Consider the following 15,701-nt stretch of genomic DNA (forward strand, 5'->3'; position numbering starts at 1 on the left):
CGTATTGCTTAATTACTTGCGTAAAGTACTCTCAATAAACCCGCAATCATTCGATTGCGTTAACCAACCCAGTTTGTATTGCATAGCTCTCTAGCTTGATATCAAGATTATCCAAATCTTTATAAAACTCATCATCGAGTTGATTGAGTCGGGCTTCGGCGACTGGATTATCGGTTGCGGCGAGGCGTTGGTCTCTGTCGATAGGGACGGGATGGCCGCCAAATACCGCCTGTTTAGCCTGTTGTAACAGGGCCAACGAGTGCAAAGCGCCAATTTGCTCAAGGCCGCGCTCGGCAACAGCATAATGCTCGCCCGATGAGTTATCGAAGTACTGGATAAAGCCGCCGTTGTAGACTTCACCAGAGAGACAATTGATGGCGTAATATTGCTGCGCCGCTTCGCTTAACGTGTGAAAGCCCTGTTTATCGTTGTGCACCTGCACCACAATATCTCGCCACAGCGCTCTAAAAGGGCAGGTTTTATCTAATTCCCGCTCTTTTTGGTAATAGACTTTTGCCTGTTCGATATTTTCACGATTGCCGTTTTTGCAGGGCATACATAAGCCTGCGTTTCGCTCGGCAGTGCTGGGCATGATTAAGGTTTGGCAAGCTGTGCAGGGGACTTTTTCCGACATTATCTTTCCTTAGATACACAGGTCAGCAAGAGAAGTAACAGATTCACAAACTACCCATGGAATTTATCGAGACACCCATTGTTAAATTTTACAATGTTGATGGCTCTTGGTATTAACAGCTTACGCCGAAGTTACAGAATACACATCCCCTCGGAGTTGCCGCAGGGCATTTGCGTTCGTTGCGTGAGCGAGGCATGGATGCCGAGATAGCGTCAGTCGAATCAGGGACGAGCGTCTGACGCGATAGCATAAGAACGCTTAATGCCCAAGGGGCTTTCAACTTCGTTGGGGCGTCTTGGAGCATCCAAGGAGGATAGGACGAGCAGTCCTCCTTGGTCAGGTGTGGGGTGAAGCCCCACGACTTTAATTCGATTAGTTGTACTTTATATTCATCGCGATCAGCGGTTCGCGGGAAGCCTTTTCGGCTCGTAGGCGTGCTAAGTACTTTTCCCATAATTCCACTTGGTGAGTGGCGAGATCGTAAAGCACCTGCCAGGAAAACAGCCCGGTATCGTGGCCATCGTCGAAGACGATTTTTACCGCGTAGTTACCTACGGGTTCGATGCTGGTGATATTCACATTCTTCTTATGGGTGACCAGCTTAGGGTTACCGTGACCATGTACTTCGGCGGAGGGAGAATAGACGCGTAACATCTCACAGCTGAGTTGATACTGCTCGCCGTTATCGAAGCTGATTTCTAAAATGCGCGATTTACGCTTGAGCTTAAGATCGGTGACATTGGGTGTGCTAGTGGTCATAGGTAGTGCCAAGAAAATACGGGGAATGGACAAGCTGTAACATAACAATTTGTGGCTAAGGTTACAAAGTGTAAGCCTTAGCCCCAGTCACAATTTTGCACAAATGTTCGGTATCTTGGATACCGCACATTGCAAGCTTGGATAACAGCCCTAGTTACAGGATAAAGCGGCTTAGGTCTTCGTCTTGAACCAGATTATCTAAGTGCGCACTCACATAATCGGCATCAATCACAAATGAGCTGCCAGACTTGTCGGACGCCTCATAGGAGATATCTTCCATCAGCTTTTCCATCACGGTATGTAGACGACGGGCACCAATGTTTTCGGTGCGCTCGTTCACTTGCCATGCCGCCTTGGCAATGCTCTCGATACCCGACTCGGCAAACTCAATTGTCACGCCTTCGGTGGCCATCAGCGCGATATATTGCTCGGTCAGTGAGGCGTGTGGCTCAGTTAAAATGCGTTTAAAATCATCGGCTGATAACGCATCTAGCTCAACGCGGATCGGTAAACGGCCCTGTAACTCTGGGATTAAATCCGAAGGTTTTGCCATTTGGAACGCGCCCGAAGCGATAAACAGAATATGGTCGGTTTTTACCATGCCGTGTTTAGTGGTGACAGTGCAGCCTTCGACTAAAGGTAACAGGTCGCGCTGTACGCCTTCACGGGATACGTCTGGGCCTGAGGTTTCACCACGTTTACAGATTTTGTCGATTTCGTCGAGGAACACGATACCGTGCTGCTCAACCAATTCAATGGCTTGCTCTTTTAAATCTTCTTGATTAACCAGTTTGGCCGCTTCTTCTTCGATCAACAGCTTAATGGCTTCTTTGATCTTCATCTTGCGACGTTTGGCTGGTGCTTGGCCCATGTTTTTAAACAGGCTTTGCAGTTGGTTGGTCATTTCTTCCATGCCCGGTGGCGACATGATTTCGATCCCCACCCGTGGCTGGGCCACATCGATATCGATTTCTTTGTCGTCTAACTGGCCTTCGCGCAGCTTCTTGCGGAAGATTTGACGAGTATTAGAGCTGGTATCGCTGTCCGTGTTGTCCCACTCGTTTTTCGGCTTGGGCAGCAGGGCATCAAGAATACGCTCTTCAGCGTGTTCTTCGGCGCGTTGACGGCATTTGCCCATTTGTTGCTCGCGGGTCAGCTTGATGGCGATGTCGGTTAAATCACGGATGATTTGCTCGACTTCTTTACCCACGTAACCCACTTCGGTGAACTTAGTGGCTTCAACCTTGATGAACGGCGCATTGGCGAGCTTTGCCAAACGGCGGGCGATTTCGGTTTTACCTACGCCGGTTGGGCCAATCATCAGAATGTTTTTTGGGGTGACTTCTTGACGGAAATCGGCATCTAATTGCATGCGGCGCCAGCGGTTACGCAGGGCGACGGCGACAGAACGTTTGGCCTTTTTCTGGCCGATAATATGGGCATCCAGCTCGTGGACAATCTCACGGGGGGTCATTTCAGACATAATATTCCTCACGGGCTGTTAGTAGTTAAGTTCTTCAATTGTCTTGAATTGATTGGTGAATACGCAGATATCGCCTGCAATAGTCAACGACTTTTCTGCAATTTCCAGCGCCGATAATTCGGTATTTTGTAACAGGGCTAACGCCGCGGCTTGGGCATAGTTTCCGCCCGAGCCAATGGCGACTAAATCATGTTCTGGCTGCACTACGTCACCATTACCTGTGATGATCAGTGACGCTTCGGCATCGGCGACCACAAGCATGGCCTCGAGTTTGCGCAGCATACGGTCGGTACGCCAATCTTTGGCCAGTTCAACGGCCGATCGTAATAGATGGCCTTGGTGCATCTCGAGCTTGGACTCGAAACGCTCAAATAGGGTAAAAGCGTCGGCTGTGCCGCCAGCAAAACCTGCCAACACTTTGTTGTGATATAAGCGACGCACTTTCTTGGCGTTACCTTTCATGACGGTATTGCCTAGGGAGACTTGGCCATCGCCGGCGATGACAACTTGGTTATTACGGCGTACTGATACGATAGTGGTCACTTTTGAATCCTCTTCTCTTGCCCGCAATGAAAATCCTGCGGTGGATGATGGAATAGATATGGGGATGGATGGTTAGATTTCAAGTGAAAGCGGAAAAAGCCACAGGGCGTTGGGGATTTTATGCTCTGTGGCTGATATCGGTTATTACTGCGATAAGGTAGAGCGACCGACAACGGTGCGGCCATCGAGGGGATAGTATTTTAGCTCCCAATTTTCGCTGCCAAGGCGGCGATCATCCGACACATAGTTAAAGTAACAATAAGTGTTAGAGTCGGTTATCGCGCCGCCGCTGTACCAATAGACGATATCGACATCGGGGGTTGTTTGCCAATCGAAGTGAGTGGCGAGGACTGTGTCCGGATTATCGAGTAAGGATTGCCACAGCTCACCGCAGAAAGCGCCTTGCAATTGCGTGCCTTGGTTGCCGCTTTGGGCTGTGTCTTTTCCGAGGGGAAAGCCGGTAGTGGTGGAGTCGACTGTGCCATCACCATAACAGGTAAGATTTTGGGTGTAGCCCGAGTGTCCGCCCGTCAGCCAACAACTGTGATACAGCTTTACGCCAGAGGTAAAGGCGGCGAAGGCGGCCTTTGCCCGCGCATCGTGGGCATCTTGGCTGAGATTCATAAAACGAGGCGCAGCGACCACGGCAAGAATGCCTAAGATGATAATCACCACCACCAGTTCAATTAGGGTAAATCCTTTTGATGTGTGTAGACGGCTCATACTGCTCACCTGTTGCTAAGATGGCGTTATTCTAACGTATCTTTGATAGATGATCATTAAGCTATTGATATCAAATGTTTTGATAACATTATCATTACACTGATTGCGAGGGTGAATACAACCGAAATACTTAGAGATAACAGCGCCCTTCGGGATGAAATGAAGGGCGCCTCGGGTTTACTTTATGCTTTCGAGTCCCTTAGTGTTAACTCCTTTTAAGGCATTTTTCTCTAGCTGTTCTTTCTGTTTCTGATCGTTGAGTTTCTTCTGTTGATTGAGTTGTTGCTGTTCAATGCTGAGTTGAGTTTGCCTTTGTATGGCGAGCTGCTGTGACTCACATTGCTTATATGCATCGGACCAGCCCTGAGCATATTCTTTATCGGTTTCAAAACGTCTGACGTCTTTCTTGAATTGCTCGAATAAGCTACCACCTGCATTGTTACCGCTGTGGCAACCATCGTCGAATCCCTCGGCATAGGCTTGTGGGTAACCTTGGCTGATCATGGTATCCCGCTGTGATACACATCCAGTCAGCAATATATGCCCTAAGGCAACGACAGACAGTAAAGCGAGTGTTGATTTGTTCATAGTCGAACCTCTACCTAGTTGAGATTAATTATTGGTTTTTGCTCAGTGCTTTAGTGGCATTTTCAATGAGCAATGGCAGTAAATCTTCCCGAGCACTGTTTCCGGATAAAGGGGCTGTGCCTGAGTTAGTCACACTGAAGGAATATCTTTCTTTCCCTTCAGGGATGGCTTCTACGCTAATGTGGTCATGGTCGATGGCCCACCATACGCTGAAGATATAGCCAATACGTTTATCTGGTAGCGGTTTGAGTTGTTTATCTGGCCACTGCTGTTTGATAGGAGTGACGATAACGCTATCTGCCTGTTGAGGTGTGAGGGTGAATATGCCATTGGGCATACTTTGGGTTGAGTTAGTTGATGAGCATCCTGCTAACATGAGTCCAGTGAATAAACTGAGTAATAGTTTCACTTTGTCTGACCTCGTGGATTGAATTGACTAAAGTCTAGTCGGCGTCGAACAATACGCATGTTAGCCATTGCTGATATTGTCTGGAGTTAGATTTAACAGGAAATAAAATCCAATTCGAGTAATTACTCTAAATTTGGTGTGTTGTTCACAATTTGAGCTAAAAAGGTTTGGGATGGATAAAGTTGGTCAGATTTTAGCTTGTACGCGATAACGAGTTTGCACATAGCCATTGTCATATTGCTGAGTGTGTAAGGCTTCTAGCTGAATCGCGTGGGTCAAGCCGCCAAAGAGAGGGATGCCACAACCAAGCAAGCTTGGGATGCGCGTGAGCGTTAACTCCAGTATCAGTCCTGCCGCGAGAAATCCCTGAATAGTTTGCCCGCCATCGATATAGAGATGTTTAAAACCGCGCTTTTTTAATTGTCCACTAATGCTCGTTGCATCCCCGTTAAGCACTTCGACCCGAGGGCTTAATGCTGCGGGAATTAAAATGCCATGTTTGCTTAAAATAAACACGGGCAGCGATTCATAGGGCCAATCGCAGTTAAATGACATGACTTTTTCAAAGCTCTTGCGCCCCATCACAATGGCATCAACCGTTTTGATAAAGGCGTAGTAACCAAAATCTTCTTCGGGATTACTGCTCGGATGCTGATTTAAAAAATCGATATCCCCATCGGGCGAGGCAATAAACCCATCAAGCGAAACGGCAATAAAAACCGAGGCTTGTATTTATCTTCCTTGAGACTATTTGCGAGAGTGCTTATCGAGCGATTCTCTTAGTGCTTGTTGTTGAGCTAAGCAATCCTCTTTCGCTTTGCCTGACATATCGGCGCAGCTTTGGCCTTTATCTGAGTCTTTTAATAATGCTGAAGCGGTATAGATGGCGGCGTCTGTTTTGTCACATTCTTGCTGATCAGCCGGATATGTTTGGTTGCATCTATCACTGACCAGTGTGTTTGTTAGGCATCCGCTTAGGGAGCCAAGTATAAAAAGACTAAAAGAGAGGTGAATGAGGATCTTAGACATAAATTCTTCCTTGATTATATTTTGAGTCTGCTAATTATGTTGTTGATTATGACCTCAAATCATCATGAATGTTCTGAGTCTATGAATGAATTTACTTTGTTGGCGGCTGAGGGGCGAGCATTGAGGACAAAACAGGAGAGATAAAAAAGCCCCGAGAACACTGGCCGTTCTCGGGGGAAGGTTCTAAAGCAGTGGATCTTTAATGCCTACGGGACATAAAGGAGAGAACCTGAGCTGAGTGTGGCAGTTTATTGCTTAAGCGACAAAGCTAAACTGACAAACTGCGACAGCTTGTCGCAGGGCAACTTTTGCCAGGGCAAGCAAGGGAAAGTGATCAAGTCAGGATATCTGAGCAGGGTTAGCAGAGACCTTGTGGCTAAGACTATAGGGCACTAAGGCACTAAGGCATTAAGACATTAAGTGTATTAGTTCAGACTAGATCTGACACATCATCTTGAAAAGATGAGAGTTACCCGTTTTGATAAAGGTGTCGAAACTTAATCAAAGCAAAAAGGTAACTCTCATGCTTCATACTAACAATCCCATCATTAAACACAAAGCTGGTTTACTCAATCTCGCTGAAGAATTGGGAAACGTGTCTAGAGCTTGTAAAGTCATGGGGCTTTCCCGTGATACTTTCTATCGCTATCAAGAGCTGGTTGAAAACGGCGGTGTTGAGTCGTTGATTAATCAGTCCAGAAGAACACCTAACCTCAAGAATCGTGTTGATGATGTAACTGAAAATGCCGTCTTAACACATGCTATCGCATTTCCTGCCCATGGGCAGTCTCGCTCTAGTAACGAGCTTCGAAAACAAGGGATATTTGTCTCCGCCAGTGGCGTGCGCTCCATTTGGTTACGGCATGGCTTAGAGAACTTCAAAAAGCGATTAAAAGCCCTCGAAGCCAAAGTCGAGCTAGAAGGGATAATCCTTTCGGATGAACAAGTTGCCGCCCTTGAGCGTAAGCAGCAAGACGATGAAGCATGTGGTGAAATTGAAACGCATCATCCAGGTTATCTCGGCTCACAAGATACCTTTTACGTTGGTAGTCTTAAGGGCGTAGGCAGGATTTATCAGCAAACCTTTGTCGATACTTACAGCAAAGTTGCTTTCGCGAAACTGTATACCACGAAAACCCCAATCACCTCGGCCGATTTACTCAACGACAGAGTATTACCGTTCTTTGAAACACAGGCGCTGCCCATGTTGCGCATTTTAACTGACAGAGGAACCGAATACTGTGGCAAAGTGGAACAGCACGACTATCAGCTGTATTTAGCAATTAACGATATAGAACACACTAAGACGAAGGCGCGACACCCGCAAACGAATGGGATCTGCGAACGGTTCCATAAAACTATTTTGAATGAGTTTTATCAGGTTACTTTCCGAAAAAAACTGTACGCTAACATGGAGGAACTACAAAAAGATCTGGACGAATGGCTGGCTTATTACAACAATGAACGAACCCATCAAGGTAAAATGTGCTGCGGCAGAACACCACTGGCCACATTAATAGATGGGAAACGGTTTTGGGCTGAAAAGAATTTAGCTCAAATCTAAGCTGACAGTAGCACCCTAAAAAATGGGTAACTGTCAGATCAGGTCTGAGCTAGTACACATTAAGGCAGTATGGCATTGAGGTGAGCTAAATGCTGGACTAATTCGGCCATATTGCTGACCTCGAGCTTTTTCATAATCTTAGCGCGATGGACTTCGATGGTTCTTAAGGATAAATACATGGCTTCGGAGATCTGTTTATTGGTCATGCCTTGAACCACATGGGCTAAAACTTGTTGTTCGCGCTCAGTCAGTTGGGCAAATTTTTGCTGCAGATACAGTTGCTCAAAACTGGCTTGGCTTTCTTTATGCGCTTTTTCAATCGCTTGAACTAAAGCTTTGCCGGACACGGGCTTTTGAAAAAAGTCGCAGGCGCCCTTACGGAAGGCGCTTAATGCCATAGGTAAATCGCCGTGGCCCGTGAGAAATATCACCCCTAGCGGGCTTTGGGTTTCAAGCAATTTTTGCTGGACTTCTTGGCCGGTAATCTCCGGCATTCTGCTATCTAAAATCACGCAGCCCGCCTGCGTTAAGGGGCATTGAGCTAAAAAATCCCGTCCACGGCTAAAGGTTTGTACTTGATAGCCAAATTGTCTGAGCATAAAGCCTAAGGAATCGAGAATCGCCTCATCATCATCGACTAAGTACAACGGGAGCTTGGTGGACATGGTTTTCCTTGCAATGGTTTTGGTGTTATCAGCTTAAGCCTGCAGTGTAACTGGCTTAATTTTAAGCCGAGGTCTTGGGAGGTGTATCACTAAATTAGCCGAATCCTATCGGCCATGCGCCAGAGTTTGGGGCGATTCACAGCTTAGTTGAAGCGGTAAAGATAAAGTGAACCGATAACAAGGGCATAGTGGAAAAGGCGAGCGCAATGGGGTTGTGGTGTCGGGTAATACTCGTGAGTGTTATCTTGAGTCTGACAGGGCTTACCCTGTGTTATGCCGATGACGATGTGCCCGTCAATGAATTTAAGGTGGGTGTGCTGGCCAATCATGGTGTGTTGCAGGCGAAACAGCGCTGGCAGCCTATGATGGATTACCTTAGCGAAAACGTCCCTAATAGCCGTTTTGAAGTGGTGCCCGTCGACTTTAATGGCATGCGTAGCCAGTTACTGAGCAATGAATTGCAGTTTATTGTAACTAACCCCGGCCAGTATCTGCACTTGAGTAATAATTTCCCCCTCTCTTGGCTCGCGACCATGAAAAGCCGTAAACATCAGGGCAGCACTTTCACCATAGGCGCGACCATTATTGTGCGTGCCGATAGCCCTATACGTAGCTTGCAGGATTTACGCGGTAAGAATGTGGTTGCTAGCGATCCGCAGGCACTTGGCGGCTATCAGGCTGCGATGGGATTACTGCATAAAATGGGTTATTTACCGGAGCAATTCTTTGGCCAAGTGCGATTTTTAGGATTTCCCCTCGCGCCGCTGATCTATCAAGTGCGCGATGGGAGTGCCGATGCCGCCATTGCGCCTTTTTGTACCCTAGAGGAAATGATTGAAACAGGGCTTATCAATAAGACGGACTATCGTGTCATTCATCCAACCCATCCTCCTGGATATGACTGCGAGGTGAGCACCCAACTCTATCCTAATTGGTCATTTGCGGCGGCGGATACGGTTTCGCCACGGATCACCATGCAAATCACCCGCGCCTTGTTTGACCTGCCCCCAGACCATGTGGCAGCCATTACCGCCGATACTTTAGGTTGGACTGCGCCGGTGAGTCAGCTAAAGGTGATTGAATTATTTAAAGAATTACAGCTGCAAGGTGCATCACCTCCCTTATATCAAACCGTGTATAAATGGATGGAGAAAAATAAAGAGTGGGGTGGGGTATTACTGCTGATCTTTATTGTGTCGACCATTTATCACCTGTGGCTCGAATATAAATTCCGCCAAAAGAGCGAGTTTTTAGTCAGTACTGAGCGGCAATTAAAAGACAAGGCATTGCAGTTAGAACGCTTACAAAGTGCGGCGATCCTTGGGGAAATTGGCGCAGGTCTGGCCCATGAGTTAAATCAACCGATTGCGGCGATAACTCAATACAGTGAGGGCGCCATGATACAGCTAGAAAGGCTGGGACAGGACAACCCAGAACTCTATGATATTTTGGGTAAAATCAACGCACAATCGATACGGGCTGGGGCGGTTGTGCACCGTATTCGTGGCTTGCTTAAACGCCGTCAGTCGAAGGCTGAACCGCTGGATGTGACGTTAGTCGTCAAAGAGGCACTGGCCTTATTACGCCGAGAATTAGACCGAGCGGGGGTACAAGTTGACGTACAGGTGCAAGGTCGTCCCTATGAGTTGATGGGGGATAGTGTTGGCTTAAGTCAAATGTGGGTCAATTTGGTGAAAAATAGCCTCGATGCGCTGGAAGCATGTGAGGATAACCGTGCACGTAAGTTAAGGATTGAGATCCACTATCAACCCACTGAAATCAAAGTATTGGTAATTGATAATGGCCAAGGTTTACAGGGGCAAGCTAATGAGTTGATGGCCTCTTTTGCCTCTACCAAAGATGCAGGGCTCGGATTAGGTTTAGCGATTTGTAAGGATGTCGTTAGCCGTCACCACGGCAGTATTGAGATTGAAAACTGCAAGCAATCGACACAAACGCCATTGCCTTGGCAGCAAGGCTGTGTAGTGACGGTGATATTGCCTCGGGGCTAGAATGAATCGCCGCAGAGTTTTTAAGTATCTATCTTCAGTTGCGGGTGCAAGCTACTTTTTATCAGGCCCAATTATCGTTTAAGGCGCTGGATATTCTTGGCTAAATTGCTGCAGTTTTTGCGCTAAAAACTCAATGGTGCGGCGAATTTTATGGCTTGGATAGTCGGTTTGCAGATAGACCAATTGCAGTGGCACCGGAGGTGCGAGTTTATCGGCTAAGATAAGCTTTAGCCTGCCTTCGGTGACATCCTGCGCCACATCGAGCCAACTTTTATAGGCGATACCTCGCCCCGCCAGTGCCCAATCGCGCACAACGGCACCATCATTACAAAAGCGTTTTCCTCTCACTTCAATCTCTACGGCTTCATCATTGTGGCTGAATTTCCACTTCTGCCATGGCTCGCCGCCACGATTTAAGATCAACACTTGGTGTTGACTCAGTTCGTTCAGTGTTTGTGGTTCTCCATGTCGAGCAAGATAAGCGGGGGAGGCAACGAGCACTCTTGGCGTCATCGACAGTTGGCGTCGTTTTAGATTGGAATCTTCAAGCTGACCATAGCGTAGGGCTAAATGGATATTTTGATCGATAAGATCCGCCATATGGTCGCCAAAATAAAGTTGTATCGAGAGATCTGGCGCACTATCCATTAGTTCATCTAACCAACCGCGGATCCGCGTGCGGCCAATATCAGAGGGGAGAGCTATACGTATTTCACCTTTGAGTTCGCCCCTATGTTCGGCCAAATTGGCGGAAGCGGTTTCGAGTAAAACTAGGGCAGGCTTGGCGGCATCGAGAAATATTCGCCCTTCTTCCGTGAGTTGCAATCGCCGAGTGGAGCGAGCAAACAGCTGACAACCTAACTTTTTTTCAAGCCGTTGTAGGGCGGCGCTAGCGGCGGCGGGCGTCATACCAACCTCTTTACTGGCAGCGGACAGGCTTTCGAGCGCAGCGATACGAAGAGCGAGTTGCAGATCATTTATATGGTACATATCAAATTATTTTTGAAAATGATTTAAATATTTGGCCGATTATCAATATAGATTAATTAATGCACTATTGCACTCAGATATTCAAACTTCATTTATGGTTCGGAGTGCATATGAGTTTATTTACAGCCTATGAGTCAGCGGCGCTGACACTGCAAAATCGTATCGTGATGGCGCCGATGACTCGGGCGCGTACCACACAGCCTGGGAATATTCCCAACGACTTAATGGCGCAATATTACGCCCAGCGTGCTTCGGCAGGTTTGATCATTACCGAAGCGACCCAAATTTCGGACGACAGCCAAGGCTACTCTTTTACCCCCGGCGTTTATACCGAGGCACAAATTGACGGCTGGAAAAAAGTCACCGCGGCGGTTCATCAAGCGGGTGGCAAAATCTTTAATCAAATCTGGCATGTGGGCCGAGTGTCCCATCCCATTTTTCAGCAGGGAGCTGCGCCCATTGCACCTTCGGCGATAACCCCTGTTGGTACTAAGGTGTGGATTGTTGATGAGCAGCATCCTGAGGGACAAATGGTAGATTGCCCCGAGCCGAGGGAAATGACCCAAGCGGATATCGACCGCGTAGTGGCCGACTTTGCCAAGGCAGGGGCAAATGCCGTTGCCGCAGGTTTCGATGGCATCGAAATCCACGGTGGTAATGGTTATCTCCTCGACCAATTCCTACGAACTAACTCTAACCACAGAACCGATGCCTATGGCGGCACGCCTGAAAAACGTATTCGCTTTTTATTGGAAGTGGTTGAAGCGGTAAGTGCCCAGATTGGTGCCGATAAAGTAGGCGTTCGCCTCGCACCCTATGTGACTTTTAAAGACATGGCTTGCCCTGAGATAGTCGATACTATCCTGTTAGCCGCTAAGCATTTATCGGCGTTGGGCGTAGCATATTTGCACTTGTCGGAAGCCGATTGGGACGATGCGCCACAGGTGCCTGAGTCTTTCAGAATCGAGCTTCGCAAAGTATTTAAAGGCAGCATTATTGTGGCGGGTCGCTACGATGTCGAGCGTGGCAATGAGGTTATCGAAAAAGGTTATGCCGATTTAGTGGCCTTTGGTCGCGCCTTTATCGCTAACCCCGATCTGCCCTATCGTTTAGCCAATCAATTACCCCTATCACCCTTCGATAAGGGGCCATTATTTGGTGGCAGTGCGGCTGGATATACGGATTATCCAAGTTATCAAACGGCGCTGCGAGCTGTGATCCGCTCTAGTGATGATGAGGTGGCATAATGCAACATCGTACTTATTGCGCCGTTGCGCCTTGGATAAAAGTCGGTTTATGGAGCTCAGGATTACTCGGCTTAGCCATTATAGGCTTTGCGCTTGCGAGTCTAAGCATGACGGCATTTGCCGCTCAAGGGGGTTCAACCCAAGCCAGTGTTGATGTCAAAACCGCTCTTACTCCTAAGGTAACGGCAATGGAGCTGATCAGCGATGGTTCACCACAGGCTGAATCTATTGCCCACGCCGCTTTGCTATACGCTAGTTTTTGGGATACTGGCGACCCAACATTTGCCCACTGGGCATTAGCGACCAGTTTTATCGATCGCACCTTGCCAGAAGGTCGTGCACAGGGGATTACTGGTCCGCTCGACGCTTCTAAGCACTTCAGGGCGGCGGTGCCCGATCTCTCGGTAACCGTTGAGCACCTGCTGGTGGTCGGTGACCGTGCGGTTGTGCGTCTCCGCTTTAATGGCCATTTTACTGGTGTCTTTGGTGAACAGCGTGGACAAGGGCAAAAAATTGATTTTCGCGCCGTAGATATGTACCGAGTGCGTGATGGTTTTATCACAGACAACTGGCACCTTGAGGATTATCAGACGCTATTTAGCCAGCTTGCCGCTAAAGCTGTGACCACAGGAGCCAAGTCATGAACCCACGTCGACAATTTTTAAAGACCAGTCTACAGGCGGGCGGTGCTTTGGTGGCGGGTGTAGGGCTAAGTCAATCAGCCTTTTCCATGGGGTTACCAGGTTTAGTGGCACTCGATGATCAAACACAAACTTCTGTTGGAGGCAGTATGAATAAGCGTTTTTGGCCTAATGGCGAACAACTAGTGATTTCTATCTCCATGCAGTTTGAGGCTGGCGCGCAGGATAAAAACGCCGAAGGTCCGTTTCCACCAATGGAGCAGGGTTATCCAGATACTATTACCCCCAGTTGGTACGACTACGGGATGAATGAGGGGATACCGCGTTTGCTACGTTTATGGCGTAAGCACAATATTCAGGTGACATCCCACATGGTGGGCCGCGCCGCCGAATTACATCCACAACTTGCCAAACAAGTGGCGGATGAAGGCCATGAGATTTCAGGCCATGGGCAGACGTGGACGCCGCAATACAGTATGTCGCCAGCGCAGGAGCGTGATTCTTATATCCAGAGTATCAATACCTTAGAAAAGATTACCGGCCAGCGTCCCATAGGGTTTAATGCGTTTTGGATGCGCCACAGCACCCAAACCTTAAATATCCTGCAGGATTTAGGCTTTATCTATCATATTGATGATCTATCAAGGGATGAACCTTCAATTATCCCTGTGCAGGGTAAGCCATTTGCCGTGGTGCCTTATACCTTACGTAACAATGATATAGGTCGCTTTGGTGGCAATACTGCGATGACGGCTGCCGCTTTCTTGCAGGAGCTTAAAGACGAATTCGATATGCTTTATCAGGAAGGCGCATCCCAGCGGCGGATGATGTCAATTAGTGTGCACGACCGTATCGGGGGGACGCCAGTCTTGCCAATGCCTTAGACAAGTTTATTCAATATGCTAAGGAACACGCAAAAGTAGGTTTTATGCGTAAGGATGCGATAGCGAAATGGGCGCTGGCACAAAAGGATACGCCCACCAATCCTGCAAGAACATTTTAAGAGATAAAAACACAGCACAGGGAGGTGCTGTGTTTTTTACTTTCTTGGAGATATTGGTGCTTAACGCATGGCGAGCATGACCCAAGTGCGGCGCCCTTGCTCGAGAAGAATACCAACAGCCAGCCCAGCGGCGGCGTTGACAGCCAAGCAAGTGACTGCGGTTGCGAGGATCACAAAGATACAGAAGGGCTTACCATCAATAAGGCGTTTTGACCAGGCTAATTGCAATCCGCCGATAGAAAGTAAGCTGCCGAGAATCGCTACAGGAATAAGCCCGAGTAACCACGCCATTTGGCTATCCCAAAACAGGGCGATGACAAGACAAGTGCCGCCAAAAATCAGTGGCGCAAGGTGAGTTCGCGCGCCAAAGTGATACTGCACCGCCAACCCTCCCGCACCGTGACACATGGCTGCAGCGCCAAAAGGCGCGAGTAACAAATTGGCAAGCCCAGAGCTAATCGCTAAGTTCTTAGGGGTGAGTTTGGCGGCATCTTCAGGGAATTTTTCCTGCGCCATCACCGAGGTGGCAATCACCGCATTGGTTAAGGTGAGGGCGAGCTGTGGCAACACCAGTAAAATCGCCGCTGAACTCCACTCATTTAATGTCGGCCAAGCCAGATGCAAAGGTGCACTCAAGGCGGGAATGCTCAGGCTGGTAGCCATATCGGTTTGGCTATTGGCTTGCCACAACATGCCTGCTGCGATCACCAGTGGCATGGCAAGGTAGCGTAACGGTAAGAATTTACTCGCAAATAGCAAGGCAAACGCGCTGAGTCCGAGCAACCAAAAGTCGCTCATCATCTTGGCGCCCATCCACATCAATTGCAGACCAATCGCTAATTGAATCCCCACACTCACGGCTTGGGATAATTGCTTGGCAAGCCAAGTGATGGCGCCGCTAAAGGCCAAGATTAACAGGATAATGCCCATCAACATGGCGCTCGCCTGCAACATGCCAGGGGTAAAGCCTTGGGCGATGACGAGGGCGGCGATGACCTTCATGGGCTGAACGGGAATAGGGAGGCGATAAAATAAGGCGCTAAAGATGGCGAATGCGCCAAAGCCTAAAAATATCCCTTGGGGCGAAAATTGGTTTAGGGCAATTAAGCCCAAGACTAACGGTAAAAAAGTGCCTAGGTCGGCGAATGCACCACTGGTTTCACCGAGTACACGGTTTAACGGTTGAGTCGTAAAATAGGTTGGGATTTTGCCCGCGGTCATAGAGGTTGCCACAATTGAACATTGCCTGATTAGGCAAAATAAATGCCATAAAAATCAGTTGATTTGACTTATAAACAGAGCAAAAGTCCCTTTTATACCTATAGATTGAGACAAACTGGGACAGTATTGTTTTTCTCTGTGCCGATTTGTCTTTGTTGGCAGAGATAGCTGATAAAAAAGAGAGCTTAGC

Annotated in this window: 16 protein-coding genes and 1 pseudogene; 5 read left to right on the forward strand and 12 right to left on the reverse strand. The window is 48.1% G+C overall.

Going from position 1 to position 15,701, the window contains the following annotated elements; translation table 11 throughout:
- Positions 1–46 precede the first annotated feature (46 nt).
- From ACUZ8J_RS02490 to ACUZ8J_RS02530, 9 genes are all read right to left on the reverse strand, one after another.
- Positions 47–634, reverse strand: a complete 588-nt coding sequence (locus ACUZ8J_RS02490) for a DMP19 family protein (RefSeq protein ID WP_446692955.1) — start codon at positions 632–634, stop codon at positions 47–49.
- 372 nt (positions 635–1,006) lie between these two features.
- A complete protein-coding gene (locus ACUZ8J_RS02495) occupies positions 1,007–1,393 on the reverse strand; it encodes a gamma-butyrobetaine hydroxylase-like domain-containing protein (protein ID WP_011624252.1) in 387 nt (128 codons plus the stop codon).
- 154 nt (positions 1,394–1,547) lie between these two features.
- Entirely contained in the window at positions 1,548–2,876 is a 1,329-nt protein-coding gene (hslU, locus tag ACUZ8J_RS02500) for an ATP-dependent protease ATPase subunit HslU (protein ID WP_446692956.1), read from the reverse strand.
- Positions 2,877–2,894: 18 nt separating this feature from the next.
- Positions 2,895–3,419: an ATP-dependent protease subunit HslV gene (gene hslV, locus ACUZ8J_RS02505; protein WP_011073856.1), complete on the reverse strand. Its 525-nt coding sequence runs from the start codon at positions 3,417–3,419 to the stop codon at positions 2,895–2,897.
- 144 nt (positions 3,420–3,563) lie between these two features.
- Positions 3,564–4,142, reverse strand: a complete 579-nt coding sequence (locus tag ACUZ8J_RS02510; RefSeq protein WP_446692957.1) for a type II secretion system protein — start codon at positions 4,140–4,142, stop codon at positions 3,564–3,566.
- Between the two features lie 177 nt (positions 4,143–4,319).
- Positions 4,320–4,730: a hypothetical protein gene (locus ACUZ8J_RS02515; protein WP_446692958.1), complete on the reverse strand. Its 411-nt coding sequence runs from the start codon at positions 4,728–4,730 to the stop codon at positions 4,320–4,322.
- A gap of 28 nt (positions 4,731–4,758) precedes the next feature.
- On the reverse strand, positions 4,759–5,139 hold the full coding sequence (locus ACUZ8J_RS02520) for a hypothetical protein (protein ID WP_446692959.1): 381 nt from the start codon (positions 5,137–5,139) through the stop codon (positions 4,759–4,761).
- 186 nt (positions 5,140–5,325) lie between these two features.
- Entirely contained in the window at positions 5,326–5,871 is a 546-nt protein-coding gene (locus tag ACUZ8J_RS02525) for a dihydrofolate reductase family protein (protein ID WP_446694893.1), read from the reverse strand.
- A 15-nt stretch (positions 5,872–5,886) separates the two neighbouring features.
- Entirely contained in the window at positions 5,887–6,168 is a 282-nt protein-coding gene (locus ACUZ8J_RS02530) for a hypothetical protein (RefSeq protein WP_446692960.1), read from the reverse strand.
- A 523-nt stretch (positions 6,169–6,691) separates the two neighbouring features.
- On the opposite strand from ACUZ8J_RS02530, the gene ACUZ8J_RS02535 reads away from it, so the two are divergent.
- Complete coding sequence (locus ACUZ8J_RS02535) at positions 6,692–7,732, forward strand: IS481-like element ISShes15 family transposase (RefSeq protein WP_011625997.1); 1,041 nt, start codon at positions 6,692–6,694, stop codon at positions 7,730–7,732.
- Between the two features lie 59 nt (positions 7,733–7,791).
- Here the strand turns inward: ACUZ8J_RS02535 and ACUZ8J_RS02540 are convergent, their stop codons facing one another.
- Complete coding sequence (locus ACUZ8J_RS02540; protein WP_446692961.1) at positions 7,792–8,397, reverse strand: response regulator transcription factor; 606 nt, start codon at positions 8,395–8,397, stop codon at positions 7,792–7,794.
- A gap of 206 nt (positions 8,398–8,603) precedes the next feature.
- On the opposite strand from ACUZ8J_RS02540, the gene ACUZ8J_RS02545 reads away from it, so the two are divergent.
- The gene (locus ACUZ8J_RS02545) at positions 8,604–10,409 is read left to right on the forward strand and encodes a sensor histidine kinase (RefSeq protein ID WP_446692962.1); all 1,806 of its coding nucleotides are present in this window, start codon (positions 8,604–8,606) and stop codon (positions 10,407–10,409) included.
- Between the two features lie 78 nt (positions 10,410–10,487).
- On the opposite strand, the gene ACUZ8J_RS02550 is transcribed toward ACUZ8J_RS02545, so the two are convergent.
- A complete protein-coding gene (locus ACUZ8J_RS02550; protein WP_446692963.1) occupies positions 10,488–11,399 on the reverse strand; it encodes a LysR family transcriptional regulator in 912 nt (303 codons plus the stop codon).
- 110 nt (positions 11,400–11,509) lie between these two features.
- On the opposite strand from ACUZ8J_RS02550, the gene ACUZ8J_RS02555 reads away from it, so the two are divergent.
- The 3 genes and pseudogenes from ACUZ8J_RS02555 to ACUZ8J_RS02565 all read left to right on the forward strand — a co-directional run bounded on the left by ACUZ8J_RS02555 (position 11,510) and on the right by ACUZ8J_RS02565 (position 14,290).
- Positions 11,510–12,646: an alkene reductase gene (locus tag ACUZ8J_RS02555; RefSeq protein ID WP_446692964.1), complete on the forward strand. Its 1,137-nt coding sequence runs from the start codon at positions 11,510–11,512 to the stop codon at positions 12,644–12,646.
- Positions 12,646–13,290 carry an ester cyclase gene (locus ACUZ8J_RS02560; protein WP_023266899.1) on the forward strand — a complete coding sequence of 215 codons (645 nt, stop codon included), beginning with the start codon at positions 12,646–12,648 and terminating at the stop codon, positions 13,288–13,290. Before ACUZ8J_RS02555 ends, ACUZ8J_RS02560 begins: the two co-directional genes overlap by 1 nt.
- Positions 13,287–14,290: pseudogene (locus ACUZ8J_RS02565) on the forward strand (polysaccharide deacetylase family protein). Before ACUZ8J_RS02560 ends, ACUZ8J_RS02565 begins: the two are co-directional and overlap by 4 nt.
- A 60-nt stretch (positions 14,291–14,350) precedes the next feature.
- Here the strand turns inward: ACUZ8J_RS02565 and ACUZ8J_RS02570 are convergent.
- Positions 14,351–15,511 (reverse strand): putative sulfate/molybdate transporter, encoded by a 1,161-nt coding sequence (locus ACUZ8J_RS02570; RefSeq protein ID WP_446694894.1) that lies wholly within the window; start codon positions 15,509–15,511, stop codon positions 14,351–14,353.
- Between the last annotated feature and the right edge of the window lie 190 nt (positions 15,512–15,701).

The sequence above is a fragment of the Shewanella sp. Koi 1 genome (assembly GCF_052907445.1).

Coding starts and splice junctions, on each gene's coding strand:
- ACUZ8J_RS02490 (WP_446692955.1), bottom strand. CDS start 634: ATGTCGGAAAAAGTCCCCTGCACAGCTTGCCAAACCTTAATCATGCCC.
- ACUZ8J_RS02495 (WP_011624252.1), bottom strand. CDS start 1,393: ATGACCACTAGCACACCCAATGTCACCGATCTTAAGCTCAAGCGTAAA.
- hslU (WP_446692956.1), bottom strand. CDS start 2,876: ATGTCTGAAATGACCCCCCGTGAGATTGTCCACGAGCTGGATGCCCAT.
- ACUZ8J_RS02510 (WP_446692957.1), bottom strand. CDS start 4,142: ATGAGCCGTCTACACACATCAAAAGGATTTACCCTAATTGAACTGGTG.
- ACUZ8J_RS02515 (WP_446692958.1), bottom strand. CDS start 4,730: ATGAACAAATCAACACTCGCTTTACTGTCTGTCGTTGCCTTAGGGCAT.
- ACUZ8J_RS02530 (WP_446692960.1), bottom strand. CDS start 6,168: ATGTCTAAGATCCTCATTCACCTCTCTTTTAGTCTTTTTATACTTGGC.
- ACUZ8J_RS02535 (WP_011625997.1), top strand. CDS start 6,692: ATGCTTCATACTAACAATCCCATCATTAAACACAAAGCTGGTTTACTC.
- ACUZ8J_RS02540 (WP_446692961.1), bottom strand. CDS start 8,397: ATGTCCACCAAGCTCCCGTTGTACTTAGTCGATGATGATGAGGCGATT.
- ACUZ8J_RS02545 (WP_446692962.1), top strand. CDS start 8,604: ATGGGGTTGTGGTGTCGGGTAATACTCGTGAGTGTTATCTTGAGTCTG.
- ACUZ8J_RS02550 (WP_446692963.1), bottom strand. CDS start 11,399: ATGTACCATATAAATGATCTGCAACTCGCTCTTCGTATCGCTGCGCTC.
- ACUZ8J_RS02555 (WP_446692964.1), top strand. CDS start 11,510: ATGAGTTTATTTACAGCCTATGAGTCAGCGGCGCTGACACTGCAAAAT.
- ACUZ8J_RS02560 (WP_023266899.1), top strand. CDS start 12,646: ATGCAACATCGTACTTATTGCGCCGTTGCGCCTTGGATAAAAGTCGGT.
- ACUZ8J_RS02570 (WP_446694894.1), bottom strand. CDS start 15,511: ATGACCGCGGGCAAAATCCCAACCTATTTTACGACTCAACCGTTAAAC.